The 15,924-nt window shown below is 71.3% G+C and carries 12 protein-coding genes; 10 read left to right on the top strand and 2 right to left on the bottom strand.

Going from position 1 to position 15,924, the window contains the following annotated elements:
• The first annotated feature begins 145 nt into the window (after positions 1-145).
• The 6 genes from AC3A5R_RS09515 to AC3A5R_RS09490 all read left to right on the top strand — a co-directional run bounded on the left by AC3A5R_RS09515 (position 146) and on the right by AC3A5R_RS09490 (position 6,381).
• Positions 146-1,069: a branched-chain amino acid ABC transporter permease gene (locus AC3A5R_RS09515; RefSeq protein WP_323100151.1), complete on the top strand. Its 924-nt coding sequence runs from the start codon at positions 146-148 to the stop codon at positions 1,067-1,069.
• Complete coding sequence (locus tag AC3A5R_RS09510; protein ID WP_487620505.1) at positions 1,066-2,796, top strand: branched-chain amino acid ABC transporter permease; 1,731 nt, start codon at positions 1,066-1,068, stop codon at positions 2,794-2,796. Before AC3A5R_RS09515 ends, AC3A5R_RS09510 begins: the two co-directional genes overlap by 4 nt.
• Positions 2,793-3,665, top strand: a complete 873-nt coding sequence (locus tag AC3A5R_RS09505; RefSeq protein WP_487620504.1) for an ABC transporter ATP-binding protein — start codon at positions 2,793-2,795, stop codon at positions 3,663-3,665. The genes AC3A5R_RS09510 and AC3A5R_RS09505 overlap by 4 nt, the downstream gene beginning before the upstream one ends.
• 5 nt (positions 3,666-3,670) lie before the next feature.
• Positions 3,671-4,375 carry an ABC transporter ATP-binding protein gene (locus AC3A5R_RS09500; RefSeq protein WP_487620546.1) on the top strand — a complete coding sequence of 235 codons (705 nt, stop codon included), beginning with the start codon at positions 3,671-3,673 and terminating at the stop codon, positions 4,373-4,375.
• Positions 4,376-4,379: 4 nt separating this feature from the next.
• Positions 4,380-5,639 carry a hypothetical protein gene (locus tag AC3A5R_RS09495; protein WP_487620503.1) on the top strand — a complete coding sequence of 420 codons (1,260 nt, stop codon included), beginning with the start codon at positions 4,380-4,382 and terminating at the stop codon, positions 5,637-5,639.
• A gap of 106 nt (positions 5,640-5,745) precedes the next feature.
• A complete protein-coding gene (locus tag AC3A5R_RS09490) occupies positions 5,746-6,381 on the top strand; it encodes a GNAT family N-acetyltransferase (protein WP_487620502.1) in 636 nt (211 codons plus the stop codon).
• Between the two features lie 57 nt (positions 6,382-6,438).
• On the opposite strand, the gene AC3A5R_RS09485 is transcribed toward AC3A5R_RS09490, so the two are convergent.
• On the bottom strand, positions 6,439-6,831 hold the full coding sequence (locus AC3A5R_RS09485; RefSeq protein ID WP_487620545.1) for a PaaI family thioesterase: 393 nt from the start codon (positions 6,829-6,831) through the stop codon (positions 6,439-6,441).
• Positions 6,832-7,002: 171 nt separating this feature from the next.
• On the opposite strand from AC3A5R_RS09485, the gene polA reads away from it, so the two are divergent.
• The 3 genes from polA (at position 7,003) to AC3A5R_RS09470 (ending at position 13,192) form a co-directional block, all read left to right on the top strand.
• Positions 7,003-9,678: a DNA polymerase I gene (gene polA / locus AC3A5R_RS09480; protein WP_487620501.1), complete on the top strand. Its 2,676-nt coding sequence runs from the start codon at positions 7,003-7,005 to the stop codon at positions 9,676-9,678.
• A gap of 182 nt (positions 9,679-9,860) precedes the next feature.
• On the top strand, positions 9,861-10,478 hold the full coding sequence (locus tag AC3A5R_RS09475; protein ID WP_487620500.1) for a hypothetical protein: 618 nt from the start codon (positions 9,861-9,863) through the stop codon (positions 10,476-10,478).
• Positions 10,475-13,192, top strand: a complete 2,718-nt coding sequence (locus AC3A5R_RS09470) for a hypothetical protein (RefSeq protein ID WP_487620499.1) — start codon at positions 10,475-10,477, stop codon at positions 13,190-13,192. Before AC3A5R_RS09475 ends, AC3A5R_RS09470 begins: the two co-directional genes overlap by 4 nt.
• Positions 13,193-13,277: 85 nt before the next feature.
• Here the strand turns inward: AC3A5R_RS09470 and AC3A5R_RS09465 are convergent, their stop codons facing one another.
• On the bottom strand, positions 13,278-14,126 hold the full coding sequence (locus AC3A5R_RS09465; protein WP_487620498.1) for a class I SAM-dependent methyltransferase: 849 nt from the start codon (positions 14,124-14,126) through the stop codon (positions 13,278-13,280).
• A 172-nt stretch (positions 14,127-14,298) separates the two neighbouring features.
• Here AC3A5R_RS09465 and rpsA point away from each other — a divergent pair, with 172 nt between their 5' ends.
• The gene (gene rpsA, locus AC3A5R_RS09460; protein WP_487620497.1) at positions 14,299-15,786 is read left to right on the top strand and encodes a 30S ribosomal protein S1; all 1,488 of its coding nucleotides are present in this window, start codon (positions 14,299-14,301) and stop codon (positions 15,784-15,786) included.
• Positions 15,787-15,924 lie beyond the last annotated feature (138 nt).

Genomic DNA, 15,924 nt, shown 5'->3' with positions numbered 1-15,924 from the left:
GACCCGGGCCGTGCCCGTACCCCCGGCGCAGGCGTCCCGACGACCCGGCGGGGGCTCACGACCCCGGCCCGCTTCTCCGCTCCTCCCGCCCCTCCGCGCCCGGCGCGGCACCCAGACAGGTGACCCTCGACGACATGTTGACCTCATGAACGAGTTCCTGCAGACCCTCATCAACGGCCTGGTGATCGGCTCGCTCTACGCGCTGATCGCCGTCGGCTACACCGTCGTGTACGGCATCGTCCAGCTCATCAACTTCGCCCACGGCGAGGTGTTCATGATCGGCGCCTTCGGCTCGCTCGCCGTGTGGCAGATCTTCTTCTCCGGCACCACCGCCCTCTGGGTGCTGCCGTTCATGGTCATCGGCGCCGTCATCGCGTCGGTGTCCGTGGCCGTGGCGATGGAGCGCGTGGCCTACCGGCCGCTGCGTGGGGCGCCACGCCTGGCACCGCTCATCACCGCCATCGGCGTCTCGGTCTTCCTCCAGGAGGCCGTCCGGCTCTTCTACCCCGGGGCCAAGAGCAAGATCCCGTACCCGCAGATCGACGTCGTGACCGGACCCGCGCTGCAGGTCGGTGGCCTCGTCTTCCCGCGGGCCGCGATCTTCACCCTGGCCTCGCTCGTCGTGTGCGGGACCCTCCTGTGGTTCTTCGTCTACCGCACGAAGTCCGGACGCGGAATGCAGGCGGTCTCGCAGGACCCCGACACCGCGCGGCTCATGGGCATCAACGTCGACCGGATCATCGTCATCGCCTTCGCCCTCGGTGCCGTGCTCGCCGCGGTGGCCGGCATCGCGCAGGGCCTGCTGAACTCGAACATCGACTTCCGGATGGGCTTCCTCGCCGGCCTCAAGGCCTTCACGGCGGCGGTGCTCGGCGGCATCGGCAACATCCCCGGCGCCATCCTCGGCGGCCTGGTCCTCGGGCTCGTCGAGTCGTTCGCCACGCAGTACATCCCCGGCCAGTTCGGCGGCCCGGCGTGGAAGGACGTGTGGGCGTTCGTCCTGCTCATCGTCGTCCTCGTCTTCCGGCCGCAGGGCCTCCTCGGCGCCCGGGTGGTGGACCGCGCATGAGTACCGTCACGAGCCCCGAGGCCACCGTGCCCGACGACGGCGGACGCCGACGCGTCCCCCTCTCACCCGGCGCTGCCTGGACCGTCACCCTCGTCGGCGCGGTCCTGCTCATCGCCTCGACGTTCCTGTCCTGGAGCTACACCAGCGACGTGCTCGGTGACCTCTCGGTCAGCTTCTACCCCAACGCCGTCCAGATCGCGATGATCATCACCGGCGTCCTCGTCGTGCTCGGCCTGCTCACCGTCCGCGGCCCGCTGCGCCGGGTCACCGAGTGGTTCGACACGGGGGCGGCCGTCCGGGCGCTGTGCATCGGCGCGGCGATCTACGTCGTCATCGCGCTGGTGCTCATCGCGTACCAGTCGGGTGGGCTCATCAACATCAACCCGGGTGGCTGGCTCGCCCTCGTCGGGTCGTTGGCCATGGCCGTCGGCTCGTGGGAGGTCCGCACTGCCCCGGAGGGGGACCTGCTGCGGTTCGTGCTGCCGTCGTGGGTCGAGATCCTCGTCGTCGTCGTCCTGCTCGCGGTCGTCCTCTTCGGGGCTGCCTACCTGCTCGGCATCCCCGACGGCGAGACGTTCAGCCTCATGGTCGTCTTCACCGGGAGCCTCGCCTTCGCGCTCGCCAAGTCGCGCGGGTTCGAGTGGCTGGGTCACATCGCGGCGCGGAACCGGCGGGTGTTCAGCCTCGGTGCGTTCGTGGTGGCGTTCCTCTTCCCGTTCACCCAGAACGGGTCCGACGCCAACATGTCGATCGCGACGCAGGTCATCATCTTCGCGGTCACCGCACTCGGCCTCAACATCGTCGTCGGTCTCGCCGGCCTGCTCGACCTCGGCTACATCGCCTTCCTCGGCGCCGGCGCCTACGTGGCCGCCATGCTGTCGACGTCGGCCTTCGCGACCGTCGGATGGAAGCCGCCGTTCCTCGTCGTCATGGCCGTGGGCGCCTGCACGTCGGCCACGCTCGGCCTCATCATCGGCTCGCCGACGCTGCGCGTGTCCGGCGACTACCTCGCCATCGTGACCCTCGCCTTCGGTGAGATCTTCCGCATCACGATGAACAACCTCGACGGCGAGAACGGCCCCAACCTCACGAACGGCCCGAACGGCATCCCGGCCATCCCCGAGCTGAACTTCTTCGGGTTCGACTTCGGCGAGACGCACGTCGTGGCCGGCATCCCGCTGGGCCGCTTCGCCAACTACTACTTCCTGCTCCTCATCGTCGCGGTCATCGTCATCACGATCTTCACGCGCCTCAACAACAGCCGCATCGGCCGGGGCTGGGTCGCGATCCGCGAGGACGAGAAGGCGGCCGAGGCCATGGGCGTCAACGTCTTCGGCCTCAAGCTGTTCGCCTTCGCCGGAGGCGCGTTCCTCGCCGGCATGGCCGGCACGATCAAGGCGCACCTCGACGTGTCGGTGTCCCCGGACCAGTACGTCTTCCTCGAGTCCGCGTTCCTGCTCGCCGCCGTCGTCCTCGGCGGCATGGGCACCGTCGCCGGCGTGTTCGTCGGCGCGGCGATCCTCAAGCTCCTCCCGGAGAAGCTGCGCTTCGTCGCCGACTACCGGCTGCTCCTCTTCGGCCTGCTGCTCGTGCTCATGATGCGCTTCCGTCCCGAGGGACTGGTCGCGAGCGAGCGGCGCAAGCTCGAGTTCCACGCGGACGACGAGGAGCTGGCCGAGCGCATCGAGGAAGTCCACATCGTCGAGGAGCAGGAGGCCAAGGCATGACCGCCGTCGACCAGTCCGAGCGGGCCGCGGCGTCAGCCGCGGGCACGCCCGTCCTGCAGGCCACCGGGGTCACGATGCGTTTCGGCGGGCTCACCGCCGTCAACGACGTGTCGATGTCGGTCCACGAGGGCGAGATCGTCGGTCTCATCGGCCCCAACGGTGCCGGCAAGACGACGTTCTTCAACTGCCTCACCGGCCTCTACAAGCCGACCGAGGGACGCGTCGACCTGCTCGGCAGCCAGATCCCGCCCAAGCCGCGGGCGGTCGTCGTGGCCGGGATGGCCCGCACGTTCCAGAACATCCGGCTCTTCGGCAACATGACGGCCCTCGAGAACGTCATGGTCGGGCGCTACTGCCGCACCGGCGCGATGGCCTTCACGTCCATCATCCGCGGGCCGAAGTTCCGGCGCGAGGAGGAGGAGACCCGGGCCCGGGCCCAGGAGCTGCTCGACTTCGTGGGCCTCGGCAAGTCGGCAGAGAACCTCGCCCGCAACATGCCCTACGGCGACCAGCGGCGACTCGAGATCGCCCGCGCCCTAGCCACCGACCCGAAGCTCGTCCTCCTCGACGAGCCGACGGCCGGCATGAACCCGCGCGAGACCCAGCAGGCCAGCGACCTCATCTTCAAGATCCGCGACAGCGGCATGGCCGTCGTCGTCATCGAGCACGACATGCGGTTCATCTTCAACCTCTGCGACCGCGTGCTGTGCCTGGTGCGCGGTGAGGTGCTCGTCGAGGGGACCCCCGACGAGGTGCAGTCCGATCCGCGCGTCATCGAGGCCTACATCGGCGGCGCCGAGGACGACGAGGACGAGGACGGCACGGCCGTCGACGAGCGCGACGAGAGCCACGAAGGAGCAACCGAGTGACCGCCATGCTCGAGGTCAAGGACCTCGTCGTGTCCTACGGCAAGATCAAGGCCGTCAAGGGGATCAGCTTCTCCATCGACGAGGGCCAGGTGGTCTCGCTCATCGGCACCAACGGCGCCGGCAAGACGACGACGCTGCGGACCATCTCGGGGCTCATGAAGCCGACCTCCGGGTCGATCACCTTCATGGGCAAGCGCATCGACGCGGCGGCGGCGCACACCATCGTCGACCTCGGCATCGCGCACTCACCCGAGGGGCGTCGGATCTTCCCGCGCCTCACCGTCGAGCAGAACCTCCTCCTCGGGGCGTACTCACGGCGCGACAACGACATCGCGAAGGACCTCAGGGCGGCCTACGAGCTGTTCCCGATCCTCGGGGAGCGCAGCCAGCAGCCGGCCGGCACGTTCTCCGGCGGCGAGCAGCAGATGCTGGCCATGGGTCGGGCCATGATGAGCCGCCCCAAGCTGCTCATGCTCGACGAGCCCTCGATGGGCCTGTCGCCGATCATGATGAAGCGCATCATGTCGACGGTGACGACGCTCCAGTCCCAGGGCACGACGATCCTGCTCGTCGAGCAGAACGCCCAGGCCGCCCTGCAGCGGGCCGACCAGGGGTACGTCCTCGAGGTCGGGCGGATCGTGCTGAAGGGCACGGGGCGCGAGCTCATGGCGAGCGACGAGGTCCGCAAGGCGTATCTCGGCGAGGACTGACGACGTGGACCGGGGGCGGCCCCGACCGGGCGATCGTGCCCGTCGAGGCCGCCCCCGCTCCCGGTACGACGTCGTCTCCCGGCGGCTGCTGTACCTGGTCCTTCCCCTGCTCACACTCCTCGGTGCCTGCCAGGCCGGTGGGGGCAGCGGGCCGGCGACGCCCACGGTGGGCGCGTCGCCCGGCACCTCCGGCGTCGGGGCGTCGAGCGTCCCGGCCGGCGCATCGGCCGGGCTCCCGGCCGGGTGGGCTCAGGTCGCGTTGCCGGACGCGTCGCAGCCCGTGACGCTCGCGGCGACCGACCGTGCGCTGCTCGTCGGCAGTTACGCCGCCACCCGCCCGAACCCGCGGCTGTGGGTGCTCACCGGAGCGAGCGCGGCGGGAGCGCGGCCGGTCCGGCTCACCCCCGTGTCGCCCTACGCGTTCGAGGCGCGCTGGCTGTCGGTCGCCGTCGACGGCGACCGCGTGCTCGCCCTGGGCGGCGCGCGCGGCGGCGCGCACGCGAACGTCCGGTGGACCGTCTGGTCCGGCTCGACCCGCGCCGTCACCGAGCAGCCGCAGCCCTTCGAGGTGTTCGGCGGCTGGGGCGCCGGCGACCTCAGTGGCGCCGCGTTCGTCGCCGGCGTGCCCCTCGTGTCGGGCGGCTGGCAGAGCGAGCGTGCGGGCAACGACGTCGCGCTGTGGCGGCTCTCCGGGTCGCGGTGGAACCGGCAGAGCTCGACCGGTACACCGCTCGGCAGCACCGCGGTCGCCCTCAACGGGGCCCGGACGCTGACAGGCTCGGGTTCGGGGGCCGTGCTCGCCGGCTCGGTCACCGACCTGGCCGGCGGCTCGGTGCGGTCCACGCCGGCGATCTGGACCTCGACGTCGGCCGGTGGCCCGTGGACGCTCGTCCGGCTGCCAGCCACGTCGCCGCTCGCCGAAGCGCACGCCGCCCGGTGCGGGTCCGGGGGGTGCCTCGTCGTCGGTCAGGACGAGGGACGGCTCGCCGTCTGGCGCGTCGCGGACGGGGCGCCGACCAGGTTGCAGGTCCCGGAGGTGGCGGTCGGGGACCACGACCAGCTCCCGGCGCCGGTCGCCGTGGGCGACGCAGACGTCGTGGTGGGCCCGGGGGCGCTGCTCGTGCGGCACGGCGGCACGTGGTCGCGCGAACCCTCGCCGCCGGGACGGCCGACCGCGTCCGCGGTGGCCGCCGGGACCCTCTTCGTCGTGACGACCGACGCGTCCGGCACCGGCCGTCTCTACGCCCGGGCCGGCGTCGGCTGACCGAAATGCGAGGTTCGATCCGGGGTTCCCCTTCCGCCGGTCCATGGTTGGTCGTAGTGTCTGCCGGGTGGCCTCGGGGGAGACCGGGGTTTCGACTGGAGGGACGATGGGGCGAGCGGGCGTGTCGGTGCGGCGGGTCGACGAGACCCTGCACTCGATGTTCATCGAGCTGTGGATCGCGCACCGGATCGAGGGCGGCACGACGCCCGAGGCGGCCCAGCGCCTCGCTCTCGACGGCACCTTGCGGCACGCACTGCAGCGCGAGGACATCTGCGCCTTCGTCGCCTTCTCCGGCGACAAGCCCTCGGGCTACGTCGTGCTCGCCGACTCCACGCGCAGCCTCCTCGTCGACTCGCCGTGCGTGTCCATCGACATGCTCTTCGTCCTGCCCGAGCACCGACGCCAGGGCGTGGCCCGCTCGCTGCTGACGGCCGCGTCGCGCTACGCCGACCGTCAGGGCGCCGAGCACCTCGCGAGCACGGTGCCCGCCGGTGACCGCGACGCCAACCGGTTCTTCGCCCGCCTCGGCTTCGCCGCCGAGACGGTCCGCCGTGTCGCCACGTCGGCGACGGTGCAGCGCAAGCTCGCCGGAGAGCCGGCCCCGCGCTCGCAGCGCGTCGGCCTCGAGCAGGTGCTCCGACGCCGCCGCGACCTGCGCCGCGAACCTCGGGAGACGCGCGAGCCGCGCGTCCTGGGCGCCGGCCGGCATCCGCGTCACCACGGTCCGCAGGTCGCCGGCTGACGCGTCGGCCCAGCCCTGCGGCCTCGCGCCCCGGCCGTCAGCGACGCGCGCGGAGGGTCAGGACCCGGGCGCCGCGTCGCGCAGCAGGCAGGTGATCCGCGAGGTGCACAGGCGTCGGCCGTCCTCGTCCTCGACGACGACCTCGTAGCTGACGAGCGTCCGCCCGGCGCTCAGCACCGTCGCGGTGCCGGTGACGACCCCGGAGCGCGCGGCCCGGTGGTGGGTGGCGTTGATGTCGAGGCCGACCGCGACCCTGCCGGGGCCGGCGTGCAGCTGCGCGCCGACCGACCCGAGGGTCTCGGCGAGCACGACGCTCGCGCCGCCGTGGAGCAGGCCGTAGGGCTGGGTATTGCCGGCCACCGGCATCGTGGCCACGAGTCGGTCGGGCGACGCCTCGGTCACCTCGATGCCCATCCGCTCGAGGAGCGTGCCTGACGCCATGTCGCGCATCACCGCGAGGGCTGTCTCGTGCGGGGTGGGCTCGCCGGTCGTGCCGTCCAGGGGGTCCGTCATGCCGGCGATCGTATGCGGCCCGGTGCGTCGGGCGGGCGCGTGCCACCGCGTCGGCGCCGGCGTCGTGCCCGCGATCACGCCGTCGGCGCTCGCCACTAGGGTTGCCCCGTGAGCCGACTTCTCCTCCTCGACGGACACTCGCTGGCCTACCGCGCCTTCTTCGCGCTTCCCGCCGAGAACTTCTCGACGAGCACGGGGCAGCACACCAACGCGGTGTACGGGTTCACCTCGATGCTCATCAACATGCTGCGCGACGAGGAGCCGACGCACGTCGTCGTGGCCTTCGACAAGTCGCGGCAGACCTTCCGCACCGAGCAGTACGCCGAGTACAAGGCGGGCCGGGCTCGGACCCCCGACGAGTTCCAGGGTCAGGTGCCGCTCGTCAAGGAGGTCCTCGACGCACTGCGCATCAGCTACGTCGAGCTCGAGGGCTACGAGGCCGACGACATCATCGCCACGATCGCCACGGCTGCCGGCGACGAGGGCCTCGAGGTGCTCATCTGCTCCGGCGACCGCGACACCTTCCAGCTCGTCACCGACCACGTCACGATCCTCTACCCGGTCCGCGGCGTCTCCGAGGTGTGGCGCATGGGCCCGACCCAGGTGCAGGAGAAGTACGGCGTCCCGCCCAACCGCTACAGCGACCTCGCGGCGATGGTCGGCGAGACCTCGGACAACCTGCCGGGCGTGCCCGGCGTCGGTCCCAAGACCGCCGCGAAGTGGATCACCCAGTTCGGCGACCTCGACGGCATCGTCGCCGGTATCGACCAGATCAAGGGCAAGGCGGGGGAGTCGCTGCGGGAGCACCTCGACCAGGTGCTGCGCAACCGCCGCCTCAACCAGCTCGTCCGAGACGCCCCGGTCGGCGTCGGCGTGGCCGACCTCGTGCGCCACCAGTGGGCGCGCGAGGAGGTCCACGAGGTCTTCGACCGCCTCGAGTTCCGTGTCCTGCGCGACCGTCTCTTCGCCTCGGTCGAGGCCGCCGAGCCGGAGGCCGAGGAGGGCTTCGACGTCGACGGCGAGGTACTCGCCGCCGAGCAGGTCGCCGACTGGGTCGCCGCCCACCTTCCTGCGGGCGAGCGCGCCGGTCTGTCGGTCAGCGGCACCTGGGCCCGCGGCACGGGCGACGCCACCGGTCTGGCCGTCGCAGCTCCCGACGGCGCCGCCGCGTACGTCGACCTCACGACCCTCACCGAGGAGGGGGAGACCTCCCTCGCCTCCTGGCTCGAGGACCCCGCGCGTCCCAAGGCGATGCACGACGCCAAGGGGCCCGTCGAGGCGCTGACCGCGCGCGGGTTCACCCTCGCCGGCCTGAGCAGCGACACGCAGCTCGCGGCCTACGTCGTCAAGCCCGACCAGCGCACCTACCACCTCGACGACCTCGTGCTGCGCCACCTCAAGCGCGAGCTGAGCGGTGCCGCGCCCGCCGACGGCCAGGGCATGCTCGACTTCGGCGGCGACGCCGACGAGAAGGCGGCCGGCCAGGAGATGGTCCGGGCCACCGCGGTGCGCGACCTCGCGGTGTCGCTCGACGAGCAGGTCGCCGCGATCGGCGGCACCGAGCTGCTCGCCGACATCGAGCTGCCGCTCATCGACGTCCTCGCCCGGATGGAGCGCACCGGCATCGCCGTCGACGTGCCCGGCCTCGACGCCCTCGAGACCGACTTCGCGGCGAAGGTCGCGCAGGCCCAGGAGGACGCCTGGGACGCCATCGGCGGCAACCGCATCAACCTCGGCTCGCCCAAGCAGCTGCAGGAGGTGCTCTTCGGCGAGCTCAACATGCCGAAGACGAAGAAGACGAAGACCGGCTGGACCACCGACGCCGACGCCCTGGCCGACCTCTACACCAAGACCGAGCACCCGTTCCTCGAGGCGCTGCTGCGCCACCGCGACGCCGCGCGCCTGCGCGTCACCGTCGAGGGGCTGCAGAAGTCGGTCGCCGACGACGGCCGCATCCACACGACCTACCTGCAGACCATCGCCGCCACGGGGCGGCTGTCCTCGACCGAGCCCAACCTGCAGAACGTCCCGATCCGCACCGAGGAGGGGCGCCGCATCCGCGAGCTCTTCGTCGTCGGCGAGGGCTACGAGGCGCTCATGTCGGCGGACTACTCGCAGATCGAGATGCGCGTCATGGCCCACCTGTCCGGCGACGCCGGGCTCATCGAGGCGTTCCGCACCGGTGAGGACCTCCACAAGTTCGTCGGCTCGCGCGTCTTCGGCGTCGAGCCCGACGACGTCACGGCCGCGATGCGCTCCAAGGTCAAGGCGATGTCCTACGGCCTGGCCTACGGGCTGTCCGCCTACGGGCTGTCCAAGCAGCTGACCATCAGCACCGAGGAGGCCCGCGGCCTCATGGACGGGTACTTCGAGCGGTTCGGCGGCGTCAGCGCCTACCTGCGAGACGTCGTGGCCGAGGCACGCGGAACCGGTTACACCGCAACGATGCTCGGGCGCCGGCGCTACCTCCCCGACCTCACCTCCGACAACCGTCAGCGTCGCGAGGCCGCCGAGCGGATGGCTCTCAACGCGCCGATCCAGGGGTCCGCCGCCGACATCATGAAGGTCGCGATGATCGGCGTCGACCGTGCGCTCGCGGCGGCGGGGGCGAAGTCCCGCATCCTGCTCCAGGTCCACGACGAGCTCGTCCTCGAGATCGCGGCGGGGGAGCGCGACGACGTCGAGAAGCTGGTCCGCGACGAGATGGGCAACGCTGCGCCGATGGACGTCCCGCTCGACGTCAACGTCGGGGTCGGCCGCTCCTGGCACGACGCCGCGCACTGACGCGTTTCACCCGAGGCGCGCGAACGAGGGTCAAACCCATCCGTCATGCCCGATTTGGTCACGTTCTGGCAACGGCCGTGTCGGTTGGGTCACGACCCGGTGCGCGCCGACCCCGAGACCTGCATACTCCTCGGTAACTTGCACCCGTCGACGGAGACGGGTGCTTTTACTGTGAGGTGGACATGGTCAAGAGCCTGGTCACAGGTCTGTGTCTCGCCGTCCTCGCGGCGGCCGTCATCGCACTGAGCGAGACCCTCTCGCTCGACCTCGAGCACGTGGCGCTCCTCGGCGCCGCGCTCGGCGGGGTCCTGGGTCTCGTGGGACACCGCCCGGGATGGGGCAAGGTGGCGGGCTTCGGCGTCGGCTTCCTCGCCGCTTGGGTGGGCTTCGCGCTCCGCGCCGCCCTCCTGCCCGATGCGCCCGCCGGACGGGCCGTTGCGGCGTTCCTCGTCGTCGCCGTCGTGGCGGTCGTCGCGGCCGTGACGAGCGGCCGACTGCCGCTCTGGAGCGGGCTGCTCGGCGCCGCGGCGATCGTCGGTGCCTACGAGGAGGCGTACACGGCGGCGCCGCCGCAGTTCCTCAGCGACTCCCCGGGGGCGGCGACGACCGTGCTGCTCGCGGTCGCACTCGGCTTCCTCGTGACGAACCTTCTTCCGCTGCAGCAGGACTCCGCCTTCGCGACCGCTGCCGCCGAGCACGAGGACCGGACGCCTGCCCGCCACGCGGAGCGCACAAACCGTCGCTCGGACCGCGACGACCAGACCAGCATCGACGACCTCGTGACCGGAGCCGCCTCGTGAGCCGCCGCACCATCGCCACCCTCGTCGTGGGCCTCGCCACGGCCCCGACCATCGCCTTCCTCGCGGCGGCGCCCGCTGCTGCCGCATCCACCGGCTCGGGCGGTGTCACCGTCACGAACACCGAGACGGTGCAGGCCTACCTCGACCCCACCGGTGCCCTCGACACAGCCCGGGTCTACGAGCAGGTCAGCATGCGCGGCAAGGGCAGCGTCGACCTGTCCAACCCGATCGAGACGCGCGGCCTGCGCAACCTCGACGGCTTCGGCGGCTTCAGCATCGAGAACGGCGTCATGACCGGCCGTTTCGACGTCGACGGCGAGCAGCACCTGCGCACCGTCAGCGACTTCACGAAGAAGCTGCCGCTCGAGGTGCACGCCGCCTACACCCTCGACGGCAAGCCGATCGAGCCCGGCGACGTCGCCGGGCGCAGCGGACGCCTCCAGGTGACGTACACGGTGCGCAACGTGACCGGGTCCCAGCAGGAGGTCTCCTTCGACGACGGCACCGGCACCCAGGTGACCAAGACGGTCGACGTCGTCATCCCCATGGTCGGCCAGCTGAGCACCGTGCTGCCCGAGGGCTTCACGAACGTGTCCTCCCCGGGTGCGTCTGTCGCCGGCGACGGCCACGGCGGCACGAAGCTCAGCTACACCATGACGTTGTTCGGCCCCATCGGAAAGCCCGAGGCGACCTTCGGCTACGCCGCCGACATCACCAGCGGCCTCGTCCCGGCGGCCTCCGTCCAGGCGCTCCCGGTGAGCCCCCTCGACAGCCCGTCGTTCAAGGGCGGCGCCGACAGCTACAAGGGCGGCGCCCAGAAGGGCGTCGAGCTCACGGCCGGTGCGACGCAGATCGACGACAACCTCCTCAAGCTGCGTGACGGCGCCGCGACGCTCCTCGGCGGGCTCGTCCAGCTGCGCGACGGCGCGAAGAAGCTCGACGCCGGCCTCGGTGCCCAGGCGCTGCCCGGCTCGCGCCAGCTCGCCTCCGGCGCAGGGCAGCTCAAGGCCGGCACCGCCAAGCTGCGCGCCGGTGCCGGCGAGGCCAGCTCGGGCTCCACTCAGGTGGCCGACGGCGCGGTGAAGCTGCACGGCGGTGCCGCGCAGGTCGACGACGGCGCCAAGAAGCTGTCCGGCGGCGCCTCGGTCGTCGACGGAGGCGCAGGCCAGGTCGCCGCGGGCCTGCACCTCGTCGGTGAGCACGCGCCCGAGCTGCTCGACGGGCTGGCCCAGGTGGCCGACGGTCTCGACCAGGTCGACGCCGGGCTCACCCAGCTCTACGACGGTGTCGGTGGCCTGCCCGAGCAGGCCAAGCCGCTGCACGCGGGCATCGCGCAGCTAAGGGCAGGTCTCGGCGGCAAGGGCCAGACGGGGACCCTCATCGACGGCGTCGACCAGGTGCGCGCCGGTCTTGCCGAAGCCACCGCAGCCGGCGGCAGCCTCGACCAGCTCAAGGGTGGTGTTGACCAGTCCAAGGGCGGGGTCGGTGAGGTCCGGGCTGGAATCGGCAGCGCCGACCAGCCGAAGACGCTCGTCGGCGGGGTGACCAGCATCCGATCCGGGCTCGATGCAGCCCTCTCGACCACAGGGGGTATCACGAAGCTCGACGAGGGTGTGGCGATGGCGCTGGGCGCGGACTGCGGTCCGACGTGCCACGTCATTCTCGGCCAGGTCCAGGGAGGGCTGGGCCAGCTGCGAACGCAGACCGATGACGCGTCGAAGGGCCTCGACCAGGTGCTCGGTGGCCTGTCTGATGCAGACTCCGGGCTGGCGCAGGTGTCCGGCGGTCTCGGGCAGGTGTCCGACGGTCTCGGCGTGCTCAAGGGCAAGCTGTCCGCCGCGGCCGTGGGCCTGGCGCGCGTCGAGTGCGGCCTGAGCAACACGACCCTCTCCGGGATCTGCGACCCGAAGGTGCCGGGTCTCCTCGAGGGCGTGCAGCTCGTCGACGGCGGCGTCAGCCAGCTCGTTGACGGCGTCGTTGCCAAGGTCCAGGGCGGCATCGGTACGCCGACCGACCACGCGAAGGACAAGACGCTCCGTGGTGGGGTCAACGACCTCCAGAGCGGGGTCGATCTCCTAGGGCTCGGCGGTCTCGACCTGCTCGACGCTGTCGACGCCCTCTCCGCGGGCGCCGACGCCGTTCACGGCGGTACGTCGCAGGTCGCGAAGGGCGCCAAGGAGTTGCAGGCGACCGGAACCGCGGCCTTGCGAGACAAGTCGGGCGAACTCGCCGACGGGGCCGGAAAGGTCAGTGCCGGCGTCGCTCGGGTGGCCGATGGCAACGCCAAGGTCGACGACAACATGGGCAAGCTGAGCACCGGTGCAGGGCAGCTCGCCGACGGGCTCGGCGACGCCGCGTCCGGCGCCTCGCAGATCGCCGACGGGCTCACCGAGGCGGCCTCCAAGGCACCCCAGCTGAAGGACGGCGCGCAGCGTCTCAGCGACGAGGGCGCCAAGGTCATCGTGGGCAAGGGCAAGGAGACGGCCTCCGACTTCGGCGAGAAGTACGCGCTCATCGAGGTCGGGGCCCGTCGGGCCAAGGCCGAGAGCATGGCCTACGGCGCCCCCGCCGGCGCCGAGGGCGCGACGGCGTACTCGTTCGAGATCGCCGGCGTCGACGGCCAGGGCGGTGCGAACGTCGGGCGGGCCGCCGGTGCCGCGGCCGCGTTCGGGCTCGCCGGGGGAGCGGTGTTCCTGCGGCGTCGCTTCCTGTGATCGACCGGCGCCCAGCGGCGCCGCGGTAGGACAGCAGACGCCAGGTGGCGGCGGACCGGGGACCCGGTCCGCCGCCACAGTCGTGTCAGGAGCGCTCGCAGACGAAGACGGCGGTGCCCGGCAGCACCCGGCCCCGCAGCGGCGACCAGCCGCCCCACGGCTCGTCGTGGCCCTGGGGCCACTCCGGCTCGACGACGTCGAGCAGCCGCAGCCCGGCGGCCGCGATCTCGCGAACGCGGTCACCGAGGGTCCGGTGGTGCTCGACGTACGTGGCCCGGCCGGAGGCATCCTGCTCGACGTAGGGCGTCCGGTCGAAGTAGGACTGCGTGACGGTCAGGCCGCGCGCGCCGGGGTCGTCGGGGAAGGCCCAGCGCACCGGATGCGTCGTGGAGAAGACGAACCGGCCGCCGGGGCGCAGCACGCGGGCGGCCTCGGCCATGACGACGTCGGAGTCCGCGACGAACGGGACGACCCCGTATGCGGTGAAGACGACGTCGAACGACGCGTCGGCGAAGGGCAGCGAGCGACCGTCGCACTGGACGAACGGGACGCGGGTCGCGGCGTCGGCCGGGAGCCCGGCATTGACGTGCAGGCCCGTGGCGACCATCCCGGCCGAGAGGTCGCTCGCGACGACGCGGGCGCCGCGCCCGGCGAGCCAGCGCGAGCACTGCCCCGAGCCGGCGCCGATCTCGAGGACGTCGCGCCCGGCGGTGTCGCCGAGCAGGCCGGCGTCCTCCTCACGCAGCCGCTCGGGACCCCAGACGAAGTCGGTGTCGCCGAGGAAGGCGCCGTGCTCGGCGTGGTAGCCCGGTGCTTCGGCGTCCCACCACGTGCGGTTGGCCCTCGCGGTCTCGCCCGCGGCGGCCGCGCGGCGGGTCGCCTCGGTGGGGAGCTGGGTGGGCACGGGCGTCGGGTTGTTCTCGGGCGTGCTCACGGCGTCCGTCCCGCCTTTTGACCGGATGCTGACAGCGCCGATAGGATTGCTCGGCGCACACGACTGTGTGCGCTCAATGTTGAACCCGTCCACACGACGTCGGGGCACCGGGCCACGGGCTCGCCGCCACGAGGTCTCCAACGTAACTGTCCACAATCGGAGTTCCTACTACATGACTGCCAACACGGTCGAGAAGACCGCTCCTGAGGTCGCGATCAACGACATCGGTTCTCAGGAAGACATCCTTGCGGCGATCGACGCCACCATCAAGGACTTCAACGACGGCGACATCGTCGAGGGTCGCATCGTCAAGGTCGACCGGGACGAGGTCCTGCTCGACATCGGCTACAAGACCGAGGGCGTCATCCCCTCGCGCGAGCTGAGCATCAAGCACGACGTCGACCCGTCCGAGATCGTCGGCGTCGGCGACGAGGTCGAGGCCCTGGTTCTCCAGAAGGAGGACAAGGAGGGTCGTCTGATCCTGTCCAAGAAGCGCGCCCAGTACGAGCGCGCCTGGGGCACGATCGAGAAGATCAAGGAGGAGGACGGCGTCGTCACCGGCACCGTCATCGAGGTCGTCAAGGGTGGTCTCATCCTCGACATCGGCCTGCGCGGCTTCCTGCCCGCCTCCCTCGTCGAGATGCGCCGCGTCCGCGACCTCCAGCCGTACGTCGGCAAGGAGATCGAGGCCAAGATCATCGAGCTCGACAAGAACCGCAACAACGTGGTCCTCTCGCGCCGCGCGTGGCTCGAGCAGACGCAGTCCGAGGTGCGCACGACGTTCCTCAAGGAGCTCCAGAAGGGCCAGGTCCGTCAGGGCGTCGTGTCCTCCATCGTCAACTTCGGTGCGTTCGTGGACCTCGGCGGCGTCGACGGTCTCGTCCACGTCTCCGAGCTGTCGTGGAAGCACATCGACCACCCGTCCGAGGTCGTCGAGGTCGGCAACGAGGTCACCGTCGAGGTCCTCGACGTCGACATGGACCGCGAGCGTGTCTCCCTGTCGCTCAAGGCGACGCAGGAGGACCCGTGGCAGCACTTCGCCCGGACCCACGCCATCGGCCAGGTCGTCCCGGGCAAGGTCACCAAGCTCGTCCCCTTCGGCGCGTTCGTCCGCGTCGAGGACGGCATCGAGGGCCTTGTGCACATCTCCGAGCTCGCCGAGCGTCACGTCGAGCTGCCCGAGCAGGTCGTCAACGTCGGTGACGAGATCTTCGTCAAGGTCATCGACATCGACCTCGAGCGTCGTCGCATCTCGCTCTCGCTCAAGCAGGCCAACGACGAGTCCGTCCCGGTGTCGGAGTTCGACCCGACCCTCTACGGCATGGCCGCCGAGTACGACGAGCAGGGCAACTACAAGTACCCCGAGGGCTTCGACCCGGAGACGAACGAGTGGCTCGAGGGCTTCGAGTCGCAGCGTGAGAAGTGGGAGCGGCAGTACGCCGAGGCCCACGCCCGCTGGGAGGCCCACAAGAGCCAGGTCGAGGCGGCCCACAAGGCCGACGCCGAGGCTGCGTCCAGCCCGAGCACCTCGACGTCCTACTCGTCCGCGACGGGCGACCAGGGCGGCGACGAGCAGCGCAACGCGCCGGCTCCCGCCGAGGGCACCCTCGCCTCCGACGAGGCGCTCGCGGCTCTGCGCGAGAAGCTGACGGGCAACTGAGCTGACGCTCTGACGCTCTGACGTCGACAGGGCCCCGGACCATCTGGTCCGGGGCCCTGTCGCATCTCCGGGGACGGGATCGAGGTCGGGAGTGGAGCAAGGACTGGGCAGCACGTCTCACGATGCAAGAAGTCTTCA

It is taken from the genome of Intrasporangium sp. Soil_C_50 (assembly GCF_057656595.1).
This window is presented reverse-complemented; position numbering and strand designations above follow the sequence as displayed.

Excerpts from the sequence above, each read along its gene's own strand:
- AC3A5R_RS09515 (WP_323100151.1), top strand. The coding sequence starts at position 146 with ATGAACGAGTTCCTGCAGACCCTCATCAACGGCCTGGTGATCGGCTCG.
- AC3A5R_RS09510 (WP_487620505.1), top strand. The coding sequence starts at position 1,066 with ATGAGTACCGTCACGAGCCCCGAGGCCACCGTGCCCGACGACGGCGGA.
- AC3A5R_RS09505 (WP_487620504.1), top strand. The coding sequence starts at position 2,793 with ATGACCGCCGTCGACCAGTCCGAGCGGGCCGCGGCGTCAGCCGCGGGC.
- AC3A5R_RS09500 (WP_487620546.1), top strand. The coding sequence starts at position 3,671 with ATGCTCGAGGTCAAGGACCTCGTCGTGTCCTACGGCAAGATCAAGGCC.
- AC3A5R_RS09490 (WP_487620502.1), top strand. The coding sequence starts at position 5,746 with ATGGGGCGAGCGGGCGTGTCGGTGCGGCGGGTCGACGAGACCCTGCAC.
- AC3A5R_RS09485 (WP_487620545.1), bottom strand. The coding sequence starts at position 6,831 with ATGCGCGACATGGCGTCAGGCACGCTCCTCGAGCGGATGGGCATCGAG.
- AC3A5R_RS09475 (WP_487620500.1), top strand. The coding sequence starts at position 9,861 with ATGGTCAAGAGCCTGGTCACAGGTCTGTGTCTCGCCGTCCTCGCGGCG.
- rpsA (WP_487620497.1), top strand. The coding sequence starts at position 14,299 with ATGACTGCCAACACGGTCGAGAAGACCGCTCCTGAGGTCGCGATCAAC.